The sequence below is a fragment of the Plantibacter sp. CFBP 13570 genome, assembly GCF_014841395.1.
Classification (GTDB): domain Bacteria; phylum Actinomycetota; class Actinomycetes; order Actinomycetales; family Microbacteriaceae; genus Plantibacter; species Plantibacter auratus.
The window spans coordinates 123,176-141,253 of record NZ_JACYTW010000003.1; the positions used below are offsets into that span (position 1 = coordinate 123,176).

At 70.5% G+C, this 18,078-nt stretch carries 16 protein-coding genes and 1 pseudogene; 9 read left to right on the plus strand and 8 right to left on the minus strand.

The features are described from left to right. Positions 1 to 27 precede the first annotated feature (27 nt). From IFT89_RS02235 to IFT89_RS02255, 5 genes are read right to left on the minus strand one after another with little or no spacing between them, the layout of a single operon-like run. Positions 28 to 1,335, minus strand: coding sequence for a DUF58 domain-containing protein (locus IFT89_RS02235; protein ID WP_137243352.1), 1,308 nt, complete (start codon positions 1,333 to 1,335; stop codon positions 28 to 30). Continuing rightward, positions 1,336 to 2,325 carry an AAA family ATPase gene (locus IFT89_RS02240; protein ID WP_192018527.1) on the minus strand — a complete coding sequence of 330 codons (990 nt, stop codon included), beginning with the start codon at positions 2,323 to 2,325 and terminating at the stop codon, positions 1,336 to 1,338. It lies immediately after the preceding gene. Further along, positions 2,322 to 3,539, minus strand: coding sequence for a DUF4350 domain-containing protein (locus IFT89_RS02245; protein ID WP_202938091.1), 1,218 nt, complete (start codon positions 3,537 to 3,539; stop codon positions 2,322 to 2,324). The genes IFT89_RS02240 and IFT89_RS02245 overlap by 4 nt, the downstream gene beginning before the upstream one ends. Then, on the minus strand, positions 3,536 to 4,204 hold the full coding sequence (locus IFT89_RS02250; protein WP_079002809.1) for a DUF4129 domain-containing protein: 669 nt from the start codon (positions 4,202 to 4,204) through the stop codon (positions 3,536 to 3,538). The genes IFT89_RS02245 and IFT89_RS02250 overlap by 4 nt, the downstream gene beginning before the upstream one ends. Further along, complete coding sequence (locus IFT89_RS02255; RefSeq protein ID WP_202938092.1) at positions 4,201 to 5,607, minus strand: hypothetical protein; 1,407 nt, start codon at positions 5,605 to 5,607, stop codon at positions 4,201 to 4,203. The genes IFT89_RS02250 and IFT89_RS02255 overlap by 4 nt, the downstream gene beginning before the upstream one ends. A gap of 163 nt (positions 5,608 to 5,770) precedes the next feature. On the opposite strand from IFT89_RS02255, the gene mtrA reads away from it, so the two are divergent. The 5 genes from mtrA (at position 5,771) to hpf (ending at position 11,460) form a co-directional block, all read left to right on the plus strand. Continuing rightward, entirely contained in the window at positions 5,771 to 6,454 is a 684-nt protein-coding gene (gene mtrA, locus IFT89_RS02260; protein WP_064295232.1) for an MtrAB system response regulator MtrA, read from the plus strand. 6 nt (positions 6,455 to 6,460) lie between these two features. Beyond that, positions 6,461 to 8,152: an MtrAB system histidine kinase MtrB gene (gene mtrB / locus IFT89_RS02265; protein WP_086474016.1), complete on the plus strand. Its 1,692-nt coding sequence runs from the start codon at positions 6,461 to 6,463 to the stop codon at positions 8,150 to 8,152. After that, positions 8,145 to 9,878, plus strand: coding sequence for an LpqB family beta-propeller domain-containing protein (locus IFT89_RS02270; RefSeq protein ID WP_165767021.1), 1,734 nt, complete (start codon positions 8,145 to 8,147; stop codon positions 9,876 to 9,878). The genes mtrB and IFT89_RS02270 overlap by 8 nt, the downstream gene beginning before the upstream one ends. Before the next feature lie 94 nt (positions 9,879 to 9,972). After that, positions 9,973 to 10,674 carry a ComF family protein gene (locus tag IFT89_RS02275; RefSeq protein WP_202938093.1) on the plus strand — a complete coding sequence of 234 codons (702 nt, stop codon included), beginning with the start codon at positions 9,973 to 9,975 and terminating at the stop codon, positions 10,672 to 10,674. 141 nt (positions 10,675 to 10,815) lie between these two features. Then, positions 10,816 to 11,460, plus strand: a complete 645-nt coding sequence (hpf, locus tag IFT89_RS02280; protein WP_086474013.1) for a ribosome hibernation-promoting factor, HPF/YfiA family — start codon at positions 10,816 to 10,818, stop codon at positions 11,458 to 11,460. Here the strand turns inward: hpf and IFT89_RS02285 are convergent. Further along, positions 11,435 to 12,055: a PadR family transcriptional regulator gene (locus tag IFT89_RS02285; protein ID WP_202938094.1), complete on the minus strand. Its 621-nt coding sequence runs from the start codon at positions 12,053 to 12,055 to the stop codon at positions 11,435 to 11,437. The two genes, hpf and IFT89_RS02285, sit on opposite strands and share 26 nt — an antisense overlap. 227 nt (positions 12,056 to 12,282) lie before the next feature. Here IFT89_RS02285 and secA point away from each other — a divergent pair, with 227 nt between their 5' ends. Further along, entirely contained in the window at positions 12,283 to 15,111 is a 2,829-nt protein-coding gene (gene secA, locus IFT89_RS02290; RefSeq protein ID WP_202938095.1) for a preprotein translocase subunit SecA, read from the plus strand. 94 nt (positions 15,112 to 15,205) lie between these two features. Here secA and IFT89_RS02295 read toward each other — a convergent pair whose 3' ends face one another. Further along, complete coding sequence (locus IFT89_RS02295; RefSeq protein WP_193555848.1) at positions 15,206 to 15,706, minus strand: Rv3235 family protein; 501 nt, start codon at positions 15,704 to 15,706, stop codon at positions 15,206 to 15,208. Between the two features lie 147 nt (positions 15,707 to 15,853). Between IFT89_RS02295 and IFT89_RS02300 the strand changes: the two genes are divergently transcribed. After that, on the plus strand, positions 15,854 to 16,444 hold the full coding sequence (locus tag IFT89_RS02300; protein ID WP_137243341.1) for a hypothetical protein: 591 nt from the start codon (positions 15,854 to 15,856) through the stop codon (positions 16,442 to 16,444). Between the two features lie 33 nt (positions 16,445 to 16,477). Here the strand turns inward: IFT89_RS02300 and IFT89_RS02305 are convergent, their stop codons facing one another. Further along, positions 16,478 to 16,774, minus strand: a complete 297-nt coding sequence (locus IFT89_RS02305) for a helix-turn-helix domain-containing protein (RefSeq protein WP_202938096.1) — start codon at positions 16,772 to 16,774, stop codon at positions 16,478 to 16,480. Positions 16,775 to 16,963: 189 nt separating this feature from the next. Here IFT89_RS02305 and IFT89_RS02310 point away from each other — a divergent pair, with 189 nt between their 5' ends. Next, on the plus strand, positions 16,964 to 17,620 hold the full coding sequence (locus IFT89_RS02310; RefSeq protein ID WP_202938097.1) for an SAF domain-containing protein: 657 nt from the start codon (positions 16,964 to 16,966) through the stop codon (positions 17,618 to 17,620). Then, positions 17,620 to 18,078: pseudogene (locus IFT89_RS02315) on the plus strand (hypothetical protein); the annotation flags it as partial. The gene IFT89_RS02310 and the pseudogene IFT89_RS02315, both read left to right, overlap by 1 nt.

Below are 18,078 nucleotides of genomic sequence, written 5' to 3' on the forward strand. Positions count from 1 at the left end.
GCACGCGGAGGGACCCGACCGATCGGGCTAGAGCCGACCGGAGGCCTTGAGCGCGATGTAGGCGTCGGCGAGCGCCGGGGGCAGGGTCTCCGGCGAACCGGTGACCACGTCGGCCCCGAGCTGTCTGATCGCCGCCGACACGCGTTCGATGTCGAGCAGGGCGCGTTCGGCCGCAGCGGCGCGGTACACGGTCTCGCGGTCGCCGCGGTCGCGCGTGGCCTCGAGGGTCGCCGGGTCGACGACGCTCGTCACGACCACCGTGTGGCGCTGCGTGAGCTGGGGGAGGACGGCGAGGAGCCCGCGCGCGGCCCCCGGGGCGTCGATCGAGGTCTGCAGGACGACGAGAGCGCGCTGGTTCGTGATCTGTCTGACCTGGCCGGGGACCGCGTCCCAGTCGGTCTCGATGAGTTCCGGGTCGACGAGCGCCATCGCGTCGACCATCCTCGAGAGGAGTTCGGCACCGGTCGCGCCCTGGACGCGACCACGCACCCGACGGTCGTAGGCGAGATAGTCGATGCGGTCCCCGGCTCTCGTGGCGAGCGCGGCCAGCAGGAGCGCGGCTTCGAACGCCGTGTCGATGCGCGGCTCATCGGCGATGCGAGCAGCGGAGGTGCGGCCGGTGTCGGTGACGATGACGACCCGGCGGTCACGCTCGGGCCGCCAGGTGCGGATCATGACGTCGCCGCGTCGTGCCGTGGCACGCCAGTCGATCGAACGGACGTCGTCACCTCGCACGTATTCGCGGAGGGAGTCGAACTCGGTGCCCTGACCGCGGACCATGACGCTCGTCGCGCCGTCGAGTTCGCGGAGGCGTGCGATCCGGCTCGGGAGGTGCTTCCGGGAGTTGAACGCCGGCAGGACCCGGAGATGCCCGGCGCTGTTCAGCGTCGCCTGTCGTGCGAGGAGACCGAGCGGACCGAACGACCGCACCGTGACCTGGGACACCCGTCGCTCGCCCCGACGGAACGGGGTGAGCTCCAGGCTGACGCTCCGCCGCTCCCCGGGTGGGAGGTCGACGCGGAGGCGCTGGGTGGGCGCGCCGGCGGACGGCTGCCAGGCGTCGCGCACCAGCGCCCGGACGCGGCGACCTCCGCGGTTGGTCAGGAAGAGGGTGCTCGTCGCCGAGTCACCGAGCCTGACCCGGGACGGCAGCTGCCGTTGCAGGACGATGTCGCGAGGCGAACCGGCGACCACGAGGTCGAGCGCTCCGAGCGCGGCGGCGAGGATGAGCCACGCGATGAACGCCGGAGCGGCATCGCCCGTGAGCACGCCGAGCACCACGATCGGCACGATGCCGAACGCGACGAGCGCGACGAACCTCCCGGTGACGGCCATCTAGATGGGCACCTGCACCTGCTGCATGATCGACCGCAGGATCGCGTCGACCGAGACACCCTCGAGCTCGGCCTCGGGCCGCAGCTGCATGCGGTGGCGCCACACCGGGAGGACCATCGTCTGCACGTGGTCGGGGGTGATCGACTGGTAGCCGCTCAGCCAGGCCCAGGCCTTCGCCGACGCGAGGAGGGCGGTCGTCCCTCGAGGGCTGACCCCGAGCCGGACTGACGGGCTGCGCCGCGTGGCGCGCGCGAGGTCGACGATGTAGGCGAGGACGTCGGCGCTGGCACCCACGCGTCCGACCTCGAGCTGCGCCGCCCGCAGATCGGCCGCGCCCATGACCGGGGTGACACCCGCGGCCGTGAGGTCGCGCGGGCTGAACCCGGCGGAGTGCCGCCGGAGCACCTCCACCTCGACGTCGCGTTCGGGCACGTCGAGGACGAGCTTCAGCAGGAAGCGGTCGAGCTGCGCCTCGGGGAGCGTGTAGGTGCCCTCGTACTCGATCGGGTTCTGCGTGGCGGCCACGATGAACGGGTCCGGAAGTGGCAGCGAACGGCCGTCGACGCTGACCTGGCGCTCCTCCATCGCCTCCAGCAGGGCCGACTGGGTCTTCGGGGGCGTTCGGTTGATCTCGTCGGCCAGCAGGATGTTCGTGAACACCGGACCCTCGCGGAACTCGAACTCACCGGTCTTGGCGTCGTAGACGAGGGAGCCCGTGACGTCGCCGGGCATGAGGTCGGGCGTGAACTGCACACGCTTCGTGTCCAGACTGAGCGCATGGCTGAGCGATCGGACGAGCAGCGTCTTCGCGACGCCGGGCACACCCTCGAGGAGCGCGTGGCCCTTGGCGAGGAGCGCGATGACGAGCCCGGTGACGGCGGCGTCCTGACCCACCACGGCCTTGCCGACCTCGATGCGGACCTGGGCGAGTGCTCGCCGGAGGTCGTCGGGGTTCGGTGCGGTGGATCCTGGCACGGGGGCGTCGGTCATGGATGGTTCCTTCCGGTGAGGTCCGTGGCGCGCGCGACGGCGGCTTCGAGATCGAGCAGGTGATCGGACAGGGAGACGAGGTCGGCGTCGCTCGTCGGTACGGCGTCGAGGAGGACGGAGCGCACGTGTCGAGGGTCGAGTCCGGTGAGTCCGGCCACCGTGTCCGCGACCTCGACGACGGAGGCGTGGCGCGAGAGGCCTGCGGCGACCGCGAGGCGGGACACGGTGCCGATCCGCAGCGCGTCCAGCGCCCGCTGACGGTTGCCGGACCGCTGGTAGAGGCGTGCGCGCCCCTCCATCGTCTCGCTCGCGCGGACCGCGACGGGCAGGTCCTCGATGACGAGCGGGCCGAAGCGGCGCCCGCGCCAGAACATGGCCAGGATCGCCGTGATGATGACGGTGCCGGTGACTCCGGCGACCCAGCTCGGCGTCAGCGCGTCGAGGCTCGGGGGGCCGGTGACGGGCACGTCGGCGAGGCTCGGCAGGTACCAGACCAACTGCTCGGTCGAGCCGAGCAGGCCGAGTGCGAGGGCGGCGTTCCCCGCACGGTCGACGACGTCGTTCGTCAGTGCGTCGGCCGAGCCGAGCAGCACCCGTGCGCCGTCCGCCTGTGTCACGACCGCGCTCCCGCCGCTGTCGGCCGTGAAGCAGCCCTCGGCGTCGGCGTCGGTGGTCGTGTACAGCGTCCAGCCACCGGTGACCGTCCCCGCCCGCTCGGCGGTGGGGTCGCCGCAGTCGGACGACAGGACGTCGGTGGCGTCCGAGCTGCCCGCGAACGAGACGCCGGGGAACAGGGTGCGGAGCGCCGCGGCCCGGGGGGTGACGACGACGAGTCCGGCGTCGGTGTCGCCCAACCGCTCGAGCTGCGAGGCGTCGAGCAGCCCGCTGGGATCGAACAGGAGGACGGTGCTGTCGGTGTCCTCGACCGCCTCGAGCGTCGCGTCGAGCGTGGTGGTCTCCGTCACGGTGACGCCCTCCTGACGGAGCACCTGCGCGAGCGCGCGTCCGCCGTTCGGGGTCTGGTTTCCGGGGCTGAGCAGCGCCGCGTCGATCGATGCGCCTCGCGTGGCGAACATGAGCACGAGGGCGATCCCGACCGCGAAGACCGCCGCGATGATCCAGAACCGGTTCCGTCGCAGCCGGGTCCGCAGCCGTGGTGTGGCGACGTCGGGCTCGGGCTGCCCATGCCCCGTGGGCTTCGTCGTGAGCGTCACCGGACCAGCTCCTCGGGGTCGGCGAGGAGTTGCGGCGCGGCGACGGAGAGCCGCGCGTCGAGCGCTTCGAGCTCCCGGTACTGTGCCTCGGTACCCGTCGCCTCGAGGTAGCGGACGGCGTCGAAGACGTCCGCGGCCTCCGCGAGCGCGCGCCCGTCCTGCGGGAACGCGGCCGCCGCCCGGGCGGCGAAACCGTGCGCCGTCGTGCCAGGGGTGACCACGACGATCGTCCGCTCGGACAGTCCGCGAGCGATCGCCCGATACAGCTCCTGGAGCGCGAGGGTCCAGTCGCCGGCCGCGGCGGCGGTCCTCGCGTCCTGGCGCAACCGCTCGGCGGTCCGATCGTCGCGTTCGCCGAAGAGGTCGAGCTGGCGGGCGCTCCGCCGGTTGAGGCGGGGGACGCCCCACACGATGAACGCGATGACGATCCCGACGACGACCACGGTCATCGCGATGATCGGGAACAGGCCGGTGAAGGGGCCCTCACCCGGCACCCGGAGGGAGTTCACCCAGTCCCAGAACGCCTTCGACACGATGTCCCACAACGACGGTTGCGCTGTCTGGTACTCGGGCTTCGACAGCTCACGCTGCAGGAGGTCCCGGGCGCCCGGTGCATCCGGGACGAGCGGGACGTCGAGGCGCGACGCGAGGAACAGCGGGCTCATCGGGTCGCTTTGCCTCCGGCGGCGGCGGCGTCGAAGGGGTTGTCGACCGTCTCGCGACCACCCGCACGCGCCTCGACGAACCGCGCGAGGTCGAGGTCGAGCCCCTCCTTGCGCATCCGCAGGTCCACATAGATGACCGCCGACGTGGCACTGATGACGACGACCGTGATCGCGCCGATGATGACGGAGACGAGCAATGACAGGCCCTGCGCGGCGATGGTGGCGACGATCATGGTCGCCTCCGAGCCCACCCCGACGAACAGCACGGGGACGAGACTCGCGAGCAGGCTGATCGGGGTCGCGACGACCTGCGACGCGACACTGACGACCGAGGAGACGAGGAACTGGACGCCGAAGGTCCGCCAGAAATAGCCGTCGGTCAGGCGCCAGGAGCGAGCGAGCGAGGGGAAGACCTTGCCGTTCTCGAGGACGATGATGCTCGGTGTGAGGGAGAACTTCGTCCCGAGCCACACGGAAGCGGCGATCAGGACGAGCAGCGCTCCGATGCCCATGACCACCGTCAGAACCACGCCCGCGGTCCCGCCGAGACCGGTCAGCACGAATCCGAGGCCCACCGCGACGGCGACGAACACCGTCACGACACCGATCAGGAGGAAGGTGTAGCCGATGAGCGGCAGGAAGCGCGCCTTCGTGCGCCGCCAGAGCACGCCGAGCGGCAATTTCTCGCCGAGGGTGCCGCGAGCGACCTCTTGCGCGATGATGCCCTGCAGGATCGCGCTGCCGGCGATCGAGACCGCCACCGGGATGAGGAAGGACAGGATGATGGCCGTGATCGCCCCGGCGCTGATGGCGTCCTCCTCGCCAGGGGCCGCCTGCGACAGCCGGCTCAACGAGAGCCAGGTGACGACGCCGACGATCACGAGGGAGAGGACGGCGGTGAGACCCTGCAGCAGGAGGGCGCTCCCGAACGTCGCCTTCGGGTTGCGTCGCAGCACGAGGAAGGGCGCGCCGAACAGGTCGCTGAAGGACAGTGGCCGGAGCGGGATGAGCCCCGGCTTCGGCGGTGGTGCCCAGCCCTGCTGGGGACCTGGGGCCCAGGGCGCGCCGGTCGCATACGGATTCGCGTCGTAGGCGGCAGTGGGAGGCGAGGGAGGGGTCCCGTACCCGGGCTGCTGAGCCTGGGGGTACGGCTGGGTGTACTGGGGCGGGACCTGCTGCGGATACGGCTGCTGGCCGTATCCCGGCTGTGGGTACGTCGCCTGCGGCGGGTACCCGGGCTGCTGCGGGTATCCCTGCTGCGGCGGATACCCGGGCTGCTGTGGATACCCCTGCTGCGGTGTCGCCTGCTCCGGCGCCACCGGCTGCTGTGGCCCCTGCGGCGTCGCCCACGGGTTCGGATCCTGGTCGCCCATCTCGCCCCCGGCTCGCTGTTCCGTGTCCATCAGCAACACCCCCTCGCCGTCTCGAACCCCTCCATGTTGTCACACCGAGCCTGCCCGCGACCGGCGGTTCGGCGGTTCTCCTGGACACTTCGACTACGCTGAGGCGAGACGTAAGGACACCGGTCAGGCAGCGCGGCCGGCCGGTCACACCCGAGACGGAGCTATGAACGCACGCATTCTCGTCGTCGACGACGACACCGCACTCGCCGAGATGATCGGCATCGTGCTGCGCACCGAGGGCTTCGAGCCGTCGTTCTGTGCGGACGGCGGCGGCGCGCTCCAGGCGTTCCGCGACACCAAGCCCGACCTCGTCCTCCTCGACCTCATGCTCCCGGGGATCGACGGGATCGAGGTGTGCCGCCTGATCCGTCAGGAGTCCGGCGTCCCGGTCATCATGCTGACCGCGAAGTCCGACACCGCGGACGTGGTGAAGGGGCTCGAGTCCGGCGCCGACGACTACATGGTGAAGCCGTTCAACCCGAAGGAGCTCGTCGCCCGGATCCGCACGCGGCTGCGCGCGCCGGCCGCCGACCTCGCGGAGACCCTCCGCATCGGCGACCTCACCGTTGACGTCGCGGGCCACGAGGTCCGTCGCGCCGACGGCGTCATCGGGCTCACTCCGCTGGAGTTCGACCTCCTCCTCGCACTGGCCAGCAAACCCCAGCAGGTCTTCACCCGCGAGATGCTGCTCGAACAGGTCTGGGGATATCACTACAAGGCCGACACCCGACTCGTGAACGTCCACGTGCAGCGGCTCCGCGCCAAGGTCGAGGAAGACCCCGACAACCCGAAGATCGTCATGACGGTGCGTGGCGTCGGATACCGCGCCGGCGCGGTCACCGGCTGATCCGACATGGCCTCCCGACTCGCCGGCTGGGCGGCCGACTGGCGGCTGTGGCGGAGGTGGCCGCAGCAGGTGCGCTCGCAGTGGCGGCGCTCGCTGCAGTTCCGGACGGTCGCCATCACGGTCGGCCTCTCGGGACTCGCCATCCTCCTGACCGGCGCCTACCTCTCGTTCAGCATCGGCAACGACCTCTTCCAATCCCGGCTGCAGCAGGCGCTCGGCGGCTCCGGTCGCGCCATCGCGTCCGCGCAGAGCATCCTCGACGCGTCCGACGCCAGCGAGCGGGTCGCCCTGCAACAGCTCATGGGGACCGTGCGGACCGATCTCCAGACGACCTCCGGCAGTAGCCTCATCGCCGCCTACCGGGCTCCCGGACAGGACCCCAGCCAGGTCACGCCTCCGGGCTTCGAATCGCCGGGGCTGGGAGGGGGTGTCATCTCGGACGCGCTCAGTGAGGCGGTGCGGGCCGACCCGGACTCCCTCCAGTGGCAGTCGGTGACCCTGACCGCCGCCGACGGCTCGACCACCGCCGGCATCGTCGTCGGTTCCATGGTCTCGATGCCGACCGCGGGGTCGTACGAGATCTACCTCGGCTACGACCTGAGCGAGTCGGAGCAGACGCTCGGCTTCGTGCAGCGGACCCTGTTCGTCGCGGGCGTCGGCCTCATGATCCTCGTCGGTGGTGCCGCGTGGTTCATCGTCCGCTTCGTCGCGACTCCGATCCGGTTCGCCGCCGAGACGAGTCAACGTCTCGCCGGCGGCGACCTGGACGTGCGGATGCCCGAGAAGGGCGAGGACGAGCTCGCCATCCTGGCCCGCTCCTTCAACGGGATGGCCGCCAGCATGCAGAAGCAGATCAAGGAACTCGCGGAGCTCTCGCTCGTGCAGCAGCGCTTCGTCTCGGACGTCTCGCACGAGTTGCGCACACCCTTGACGACCATCCGCCTGGCCGGCGACGTGCTCTACGACCAGCGTGACTCCTTCCCGCCGGCCACCGAGCGGACGGCCGAGCTCCTGCACGACCAGGTCGGGCGGTTCGAGATCCTGCTGGCCGACCTCCTGGAGATCAGCCGGTACGACGCCGGCAGCATCGAACTCGAACTGGAACCGACGAGTCTCGTCCATCTCGCGGAAGAGGTCGTGGAGGAGCTCCGACCGCTCGCGGAGCCGACCGGTTCGGACCTCCGGATCGTCGCACCGGGTGGCTACTCGGCGGTCCCGATGGACCCGCGGCGCATCCGGCGGATCGTGCGCAACCTCGTCGGCAACGCCATCGAGCACGGGGAGGGCAAACCGATCGTGGTGTCGGTGGACAGCAACGAGTCCTCGGTCGCGATCGCGGTGCGCGACTACGGCCAGGGCATGACGCGTGAGGCCACCGAGCGCGTGTTCGACCGCTTCTGGCGCGCGGACCCGTCGCGCAAGCGCACCATCGGCGGCACCGGGCTCGGACTCGCGATCTCCCTCGAGGACGCGGTCCTGCACGAGGGGTGGCTGGAGGTCTGGTCTGAGCCAGCCGCCGGCTCGTCCTTCCGGCTCACCATCCCGCGCGAACCCGGGACGGACATCGTCCGCTCGCCCATCAGCCTGCCGCCCGACGATGCGATCGAGACCATCGTGGACGAGCTCACCGCGCCGACGACCCGCTCACTCCCGACCGTGCGATCGGCCGACGACGACAAGGAGGGTGCTCGTGGTTGACGTCACCGCACGATCGCCGAGACGACGGTCCGCAGCACGTCGGATCGCTGCAGCGGCACTCCCGATGCTCCTCGTGGCGGTGCTGTGCGCCTGTGTCGGCATCCCGCGGGGCGGTTCGGTGCAGGACGGCGGCGCGGTCGAGGGGGACGGCGGCGACGTCGACGTCAACTTCATCGCGCCAGGTCCCGCCGAGGGGGCGACGCCGGAGCAGATCCTCCGGGGCTTCATCGACGCCGCCGCGAGCCCGCAGAACAACTACGAGATCGCGCGGGAGTTCCTCGCACCGGCGCTCCGGTCCGAGTGGGATCCCGATGCCGGGGTGACCATCGACCAGGGCGGCCGCACGTTCGCCCCGGTCGCCGACACGGTGCAACTCACCGTCAGTCCCGTCGCGGCGGTCGACGACCGCGGGGAGTACCGCGAATCGGGGAACTCGTCGCCGCTGAGCTGGACCTACTCCTTCGAGCAGGTGCGGGGGGAGTGGCGGATCGCGGCCGCTCCGCCGGGCATCGTCCTCGAGTCCTCGACGTTCGCCGACGTCTTCGCGGCCTACTCCCTCAGCTACTTCGACCCGAGTTTCACCCGACTCGTCCCCGACCAGCGCTGGTTCCCCTCGCGGGCGTCGACCGCGACGAGGATCGTGGGGGCACTGCTCGACGGACCGGCGGAATGGTTGAAGGGCGCGGTGGCGACGGCGTTCCCGGAGGGGACCTCGCTCACGAGCGACGCCGTTCCGGTCGAAGCAGGGACCGCGCGCGTGGACCTGACCAAACCGGCCCTGCAAGCGGACGCGGTCACCCTCCAGCGGATGCAGCTCCAGCTGAGCAGCAGCCTGGTGCAGCTGTCGGGCAGCGTCGGCGGGGTCGCCGCCGTCTCGAACGTCGCGATCACCGTCGTGGGCAACTCCACGCAGACGGTCTCGCCGCTCTCACTCGCCGCACCGCGGGTCGACCCCCGGGCGCTCGTCCAGCGCGGGGACGAGTTCGGCTTCGCCTCGGGGAACCGCATCGAGGCCGTGCCGGGGATCTCGGCGGCGGTCGTGGCGGCCGGGGCCGACGCGGCCGTGTTGTCGGCCGACCATGACCAGGCCGCGGTCCGTTCCACCGCCGGTGTCACGGTGATCCAGGCGGACGGCGACGTCCGACTCGTCGACAACCGCCAGGGGCTCCTTCCACCGACGATGGACCCGTTCGGCTTCACCTGGACCGTGCCGGCGGCGGCGCCGTCCGCACTGCTCGCGCACGACGCCGCGGGTGGCACCGTGCAGGTCGCGACGAGTTGGACCGGGGCCTCCACGATCGATTCGATCCAGGTCTCCCGGGAGGGTACACGCCTCGTCGCGCTGCTCCGGGACGGGACGCAGTCGCGGCTCGTGGCCGCCGCCATCATCCGCGGCGATCGGAACGCGCCGTTGCGACTCGGCGATCCCGTCGAGCTCCGCGTGATGTCCACGGCGGCGACGACCGTCACCTGGGTCGACGACATCACCGTCGCCGTCCTGCTGGGCGGCGGTGACGGGACGACCATCGTCACGCAGCAGATCGGCGGCCGCTCCGCACCCGTGCCGAAACTGGCGGACGTGACGAACCTGGTCGGGGGCAACGGACCGACGCAGCTGCGGGCCCTCACGAGCGACGGCCGGCTGCTGCTGCCCCGCGGGTCGAGCTGGCAGGAGGCGGGTGGTGACGTCCGATTCATCGCGACCCAGCTGGGTGCGCCCGACTGACTGAGCGCGCTCCACAGTGCGTCCGGACCGTGAAGCCGTCCCAGGCCTGCGCGATGCGTCACCGGACGCACTGCGTGGGCACGACCATCGGATGATGCGATCCTCGTCCAGCCGAAGCACGCCCCTCGCGAATGCCCGCGAGGCCTGCCTGGACGCCTGGGCCCTGCTCGTCCCGGTCACGTGCGCCGGATGCGGCGCGCCGGACCGCGGGCTGTGCGACGACTGTCGCGGGCGTCTGATCCGGCCGGCGGCCTCCGATGACGATGCCCACCTCGTGCGGTGGAGCGGTGCGGACGGCACCCCCGGTCTCGCCGCCCGTCGCTACGACGAGTTCGTCGGCGCCGTCCTCCTCGCCTACAAGGAGGACGCCCGGACAGGCCTCGTCCGTCCGCTGGCAGCCGCACTCGGACCGGCGTTCCGGCTCGCCGTCCTCGAGGCGAGCCGCGAAATGGGAGGCGCTTCACCGGAGATCGCGACGATCCCGGCCCGACGACGCGCCGCCCGCGATCGGGGCTTCCATCCGGTGGAGCAGCTCGCGCGCCGGCTCGGCGCCAGACCCTCGCGCCCGCTGCGATGGGCGCGGGAGCCCGCCGACCAGCGGGACTTCGGTCGGGCGGAGCGTCTGGAGAACCTCGCCGGTGCCCTCGTCGCGCCACGGCGGCTCGACGGGCGCCGCTTCCTCCTCGTGGAGGACGTCGTCACGACGGGAGCCACCGTGGGGGAAGCCGTCCGGGCGATGCACGACGGCGGTGGTCTCGTGGTCGGTGTCGTGGCCCTCGCCAGGGTCGGACCGTGAACGGACGGTGGGCCCCGTACCCGGAAGATGAACGTTCCCTGAACACCGCTGATGACTTCCGCAGGCTCGGGCACTACGGTGGCAGAACGGCGTGAAAGGACCGCCCGGGACCGGGTGGTCAGCCGGATGAGGAGGTCGAACGTGGATATCAACATCGTCGGACTTGGACTCGGCATCACCGATCGGTTCCGCGAGTACGCGACCGAGAAGGCGGAGAAGGTCGCCCATCTGGTCGAGCAGGCGCAATCGCTCGACATCAAGGTGTCCCGCCATCACGACGCCAACGGACGCAAGGGCGAGGACCGCGTCGAGATGACGCTCGTCGGCCCCGGACCGTTGGTTCGTGCGGAGTCGACCGGCTCCGACAAGTACGTGGCCTTCGATCTCGCGATCGCGCGGATGCTCGAGCGCGTCCGCCGGTCGAAGGACCGCAAGAAGGAGCACCGTGGCAAGCACCGCACCTCCCTGCACGCCGCCAGCAGCGAGGGGTTCAGCGGCGTCGACATCACTCCTGCCGCGCCGGAGCTGCTCGAGCAGGTCGCGACCGGGAGCGTCGCGACGCTGACCCACGAGGACGAGGAGCAGGAGGCGTACTCGCCCGTCGTCATCCGCACGAAGGAGTTCCCCGCGGAGTGGATGAGCGTCGAGGACGCCGTCGACCGCATGGAACTCGTCGGCCACGACTTCTTCCTGTTCATCGACGCCTCGTCGGAGCGGGCGAGCGTCGTGTACCGCCGGAAGGGCTGGGACTACGGCGTGATCAGCCTCGAGGACGGCTCGAACTAGCGTCCTGCACCCCGACCGACGCGGTCGCCCGGTTCACCGGGCGGCCGCGTCGTGGCATGTCGGTGCCGACCTCGAAGACGGCGTCGTGCACGCGCAGGCGTGCCGAGGTCACCTCGAGCCAGTCGAGCTCGGCCAAGGAGCGTCGTCGTCTGGCTTCGAGCCCGATCCACGCGATGTCACCCTGCGGCGTCCGGGGGAGCGCCGACAGCTTCTTGTCGAGCTGCCGAACGAGATCGAGCGCCCAGGCACGTTGGACGGCGATGACCCCGAACACGTCGACGCCGTCGAGCGACGCCGCGAGGGCGACCTTGTCCGGGAGTTCGTCTCGCGAAGCGCTCGCCGTGACGGGTGTCGCCCACCAGCGTTCGAGGACGTCGCGCCCGCCGGCGGTGATGCGATAGAAGACATGTCCCTGTGCATCCACGGCGGCGCGCTCCACGAGCCCGTCCCGCTCGAGACGATCGAGGGTGGCATAGGCCTGGCCGACGTTGAGCGGCGTGTCGGGCGTCGTCCGTCGGTCGAACTCACCGCGCAGACGGTACCCGTAGTCGTCGCCGAGCGCGAGGATCGCGAGCAGACCGTGCTTGACCGACATCGAACCTCCATGAAATACCTACGCCGTAGGGTGTCGCCAGCCTAGTGAGCCGTCCGTCCCGTGCTGCGGCGGCACTCCGTCGACATCCGTCCGCCCCTCGATACACAGCGTCCACTCAAGGGACTCCCCGCTAACATGTTCAGAGGACTGCCCCGTTCTGGTGCACCCCGTCCGTCCCGGTCAGTCGACCAGGGTGGAGATCAGGAACACGTAATGGAGAGCAATTCGTGGCCTCACCACTTGAGAAGATCCTTCGCGTCGGCGAAGGTCGCATCCTCCGGAAGCTGACCAGCCTCACGAAGGCGGTCAATGCCCTCGAGGACGACTTCACGGAGTTGAGCGACGAGGAGCTGAAGAGCGAGACCGTCGAGCTGCGCGAGCGCTTCGAGAACGGCGAGACCCTCGACGACCTCCTCCCCGAGGCCTTCGCCGCGGTGCGCGAAGCTGCGCGCCGCACGATCGGTATGCGCCACTTCGACGTCCAGATCATGGGTGGCGCCGCGCTCCACCTCGGCAACATCGCCGAGATGAAGACGGGTGAGGGCAAGACGCTCGTCGCGACCCTCCCGGCCTACCTCAACGCCATCGCCGGCAAGGGCGTGCACATCGTCACGGTGAACGACTACCTCGCGTCCTACCAGTCGGAGATCATGGGGCGCGTCTTCCGCGCGCTCGGCATGACGACCGGCGTGATCGTCGAGGGGCAGACGCCGGAGCAGCGCCGCGAGCAGTATGCGGCCGACATCACCTACGGCACGAACAACCAGTTCGGCTTCGACTACCTCCGCGACAACATGGCGTGGCAGGCCAAGGACATGGTCCAGCGCGGTCACTTCTTCGCCGTCGTCGACGAGGTCGACTCCATCCTCATCGACGAGGCCCGGACCCCGCTCATCATCTCCGGGAAGGCCTCCGGCGAGGCGAACCGCTGGTTCCAGGAGTTCGCCCGGCTCGCGGTGCGACTCGAGCCCGGTGAGGACTTCGAGGTCGACGAGAAGAAGCGCACCGTCGGCGTGCTCGAGCCCGGCATCGAGAAGGTCGAGGACTACCTCGGCATCGACAACCTCTACGAGTCCGCCAACACCCCGCTCATCTCCTTCCTGAACAACGCGATCAAGGCCCGCGCGCTCTTCAAGAAGGACAAGGACTACGTCGTGATGAACGGCGAGGTGCTCATCGTCGACGAGCACACCGGCCGCATCCTGGTCGGACGTCGCTACAACGAGGGCATCCACCAGGCGATCGAGGCCAAGGAGGGCGTCGCCGTCCAGGCCGAGAACCAGACCCTCGCGACCGTGACGCTCCAGAACTACTTCCGTCTCTACGAGAAGCTGTCCGGCATGACCGGTACGGCCGAGACCGAGGCGGCGGAGTTCATGTCGACGTACAAGCTCGGCGTCGTCCCGATCCCGACCAACCGCCCGATGCAGCGCATCGACCAGTCGGACCTCGTGTACAAGAACGAGGAGGCGAAGTTCGCACAGGTCGTCGAGGACATCGTCGAGCGCCACGAGCAGGGCCAGCCGGTCCTCGTGGGAACGACGAGCGTCGAGAAGAGCGAGTACCTGTCGAGGCTCCTCGCGAAGAAGGGCGTCAAGCACGAGGTCCTCAACGCGAAGAACCACGCGCGTGAGGCCGCGATCATCGCCCAGGCCGGGCGACTCGGCTCGGTCACCGTCGCCACCAACATGGCCGGTCGTGGAACCGACATCATGCTCGGCGGCAACGCCGAGTTCCTCGCCGTCGCGGAGATGAACGCCAAGGGCCTCAGCCCGATCGAGACCCCCGAGGAGTACGAGGCCGCGTGGGACGACGTCTTCACCGAGGTGAAGGCCGCGGTCAAGGAGGAGGCCGACAAGGTCATCGACGCCGGCGGGCTCTACGTCCTCGGCACCGAGCGCCACGAGTCGCGCCGCATCGACAACCAGCTGCGCGGTCGCTCCGGTCGTCAGGGCGACCCTGGTGAGAGCCGGTTCTACCTGTCCCTCACCGACGACCTCATGCGCCTCTTCAACGCGGGAGCCGCGGAGAGCCTCATGGGGCGCCAGAACGTGCCGGACGACCTCGCGATCGAGTCGAAGATCGTCAGCCGCGCGATCCGCAGTGCGCAGTCGCAGGTCGAGGCGCGGAACGCCGAGATCCGCAAGAACGTGCTCAAGTACGACGACGTCCTCAACCGGCAGCGCGAGGCGATCTACTCCGACCGCCGCCACATCCTCGAGGGCGACGACCTCCACGATCGCGCACAGCAGTTCCTGGAGAGCGTCGTCGACGACGTCCTCGACGAGCACACCGGCGAGGGCAACGGCGACGACTGGGACTTCGACGCACTCTGGGCCGAACTGAAAACGCTCTACCCCGTCGGCCTGACGATCGACGAGGTCGTCCAGGAGGCCGGGACGAAGGGGCGGATCAACCGCGACTTCATGCGCCGGGAGATCCTCTCCGACGCCAAGCTCGCGTACACCAACCGTGAGGAGTCGCTCGGTGCCCCGGCCATGCGCGAGCTCGAGCGCCGCGTCGTCCTCCAGGTGATCGACCGCCGCTGGCGCGACCACCTGTACGAGATGGACTACCTGAAGGACGGCATCGGTCTCCGGGCCATGGCGCAGCGCGATCCGCTGGTCGAGTACCAGCGTGAGGGCTACGCGATGTTCCAGCAGATGATGGGGCAGATCCGCGAGGAGAGCGTCGGCTTCCTCTTCAACCTCGAGGTCGAAGTCGCCGGCGAGGTCGATGCGGGCACCGCCGCGCCGGCGATCACGGCCAAGGGCCTGACGCAGGAGACCCCCGACACCGAGAAGCTCAGCTACTCCGCTCCGAGCGAGCAGGGTGGGGTCGAGGTCCGCAACCAGCGCGGGCAGATCGAGAAGGCGGCCACCGAACGGGCACAGCGTCTCCAGCAGACGAACCGTCCCGCCGGCGATGCGGCTCCCGCGACGAAGGCCGCCCCGGCCGCGAAGGCGTCGCGTGGGGCGTTCGGTCAGCAGTCCGAGGCGCCCGCGGCTGCTCCGAGCAACCGTTCGGACCGTCGCAAGCAGGGCAAGAAGAAGTAGGCCCACGCCGGCACGAACGGGAGCCCTCCGGACCATGGCGACATCGGTCCGGAGGGCTCCCGTCTGCCGGGTGCTGCGGAGGTTGCAGCGGCGGTCAGAGCACGCTCACCGAGGTCGCCCGCCAGCGGCCGTCCAAACCTTCCAGTCGGATGGCCACGGCACGGGACCGTGCTCGTCCGTGGACGATGACCACGGACTCGACGACGCCGTCGCGTGGCTCTGAGACGGTCACGGTGCCGATCGAGACGACCGGGACGGTGCCCGGGACGCCGCGGACGCGTCGTGCCCGTTCGGCGAGGATCACGCGCTTCAGCAGGACGGTGTGCACGTCAGCGGTGATCCAGCGCGCGAGCTGCGTGAGGTCGCGGGCTCCGGCGATCACCTCGATCACGCTCCGAGTCAGGTTCTCGAGCAGTGGTCGCGGATCGGGGAGCTCGGCTCGGGGCGCCGGTTGGGGCGCGAAATAGTCGTCCGCACCGGGGCGGGCGGCCGCCCGTACCTCCCGCGTGCGTCGCTCGGGTAGCGGAGGCGCCGGCCGGAGGCGAGCCGTGTGTGCTTCGGGCTCGTCGTCGTCGTGCCGGGCAGCGGTGCTCATGGGGCCTCCGAGGGGTGGGCGGCCGCCACGAGTCGGGCGACCAGAATCTGACATGTCACACTCATCATGTCAGTTTCCCGGTGTCCGGTACCAGGGGTCTGTGGAGAACGCAGGACGCGACCGACCTCGGCGCACTACCGTCGGCGTATGCGTTGGGACAGCCTGTTCGACGATCTCGCCGGTCAGCTCGACGACGAGCTCGCCGTCGACGACGACGCCGTCCGCGTCGAGGCCGAGCGGCTTCGGCGTGCGCGCCTCACCCTCCGTGAGCGGCTGGCCGCCCTCTGCGGCGATGCCGGCGCACCAGGACCGCTCGTCGTGGAACTCGTCGACGGGACGACCTGGCGGCTGCGGGTCCGGAGCATCGGGAAGGACTGGCTGCAGGCCGATTCCGGCACCCCGGGCGGCCGGGAGGTCGTCGTGCCGCTCGATGCGATCGCGGCGGTCGCCATGACGCAGACCCAGGTCGATTGGAGTCTCGACGACGTCGTGGTCCGCGAACCGCGACTGCTCGACCGCCTGACCGTCTCGTTCCTGCTCCGTGATCTGTGCCGGCGCCGTGCTGCAGTGGTCGTGCGGACCCGGACGGGGAGCTGGACGGGCACGATCGACCGGGTGGGCCGCGACCATCTGGATCTGGCCGTCCACGAGCCGGGGTCGCCGCGCCGCAGCCGGAGCGTCGAGCAGATCCGCATCATCGTGCTCGCGGAGGTCGTCGTCGTCGAGCGTGCCGTCTGAGGCGTCGCGTCGGGCGCCTGCCGGGGTCGGGGCTCAACCGAGTGGTGGCACGGGCCGGAGCATCGGTGCGCCGGAGAACTCGGCGAGTTCGGTGAGCTGAGCCTGGTGCCAGAGACCTGCACGACGTGCTTCCTCGTACTGTCCGCTGATGAAGGCTTCGAGTGCCGGGATCTCGATGCGCCACGGTCCGCTGCGTCCGATCCGGATGGCGGGCAGCTCGCCGCTCGAGATGAGCTCGGCCACGTGCTGGGCCGAGACGTTCAAGACCTCGGCCGTGTCGGCGACGGTGAGGAAGCGACCGAGCGGGGCCGCATCGCGCTGCGATTCCATTCCTCGATTATCCTCTCGCGCGGGCGGCGTCCGCCGGGCTGTGGATAACTTCGGCGCGATGTTCGGAGCCCGGGCAGCATGGGACCGGAGGCGGCGCACGGGGCGCCGATGAAGGAGGAGACGGTGCGGGGAAGCGAGCGGGGACACGGAGCCGAATCGGGAGGAGGGCGGATCGACGGCGGCGAGCGGATGAGCGACCGTCTCGCGGGACTGCGCCATGGTGTCGGCGGACGGCAGGTGTCCCGGTCGCGCATCTGGGTGGACCCACGCTTCCTCGTGGGACTCATGCTGGTGGTCGCGTCGATCCTGGGCGTGTGGTGGCTCGTCACGACCTCGAGCCGGACGACTCCGGTGTATGCGGCGTCTGAGACGCTGACGCCTGGAACCCGTCTCGACCGCTCCTCACTGCAGGTGATCGACGCGCGTCTGGGATCGGTCGAAGGCGGGTACCTCACAGCCGGCCAAGGGCCGCCGCCCGGGATCGTCGTCACCCGGACGATCGCAGCGGGGGAGCTCGTGCCGCTCGACGCGCTCGGCGAGGCGAGCTCCGTCGGCGTGACCACGCTCGTCGTCGAGCCCGCCGGGCGGCTCGGCGCCGACATCGTGCCGGGGACCGTCGTCGACCTCTGGTCGGCCACGCCGGACGGCGACGGCTACGGTGTGCCGGACGTGCTGGTCTCGGCCGCGACGGTCGTCCGGGTCGGCGAGGACGAAGGGCTCCTGTCCGGCCGTGGCTCGGTCGCCCTCGAGCTCGCCGTCCCGCGCTCGGCCGTCGCGACGGTGCTCGCGGCGACGGCAGCAGCGCACCTGCTGTCCGTGGTCCCCACCGAGCCCGGCGAACGCTGATGCTGCGCGTCGGACTCGCCCTCGATCCGCGGGTCGAGGGCGAGATCCTCGCGACGATGCTCGACCTCGGACACCGCGTCGCCTGGCGCTGTCACGACGGCGCCGAACTCGAGGAGCGCATCGGCACCGGTACGCCAGTCGACGTGCTGCTCGTGTCACCCGGGGCCGACCGCCTGCGCGCCGAACTCGTCGACCTCGCGGACCGCGTGGGCACGAGGGTCGTGGCGCTCGCGTCCGGCGAGTCCGAACGACGCCAGGCAGTTGGGCTCGGTCTGGTCGACATCGTCCTCCTGCCGGTCGATCCCGAGGAGCTGGATCGGAGCATCGCGCCGCTCGACCTCGGCGGCGACGACCCGCGTCCGGTCGCCCAGGCCGCCGGACGGGTCATCGCGGTGTGGGGCGCGGCCGGATCGCCCGGCACGACCACCGTCGCCGCGGGCATCGCCAGCGAGCTCGCC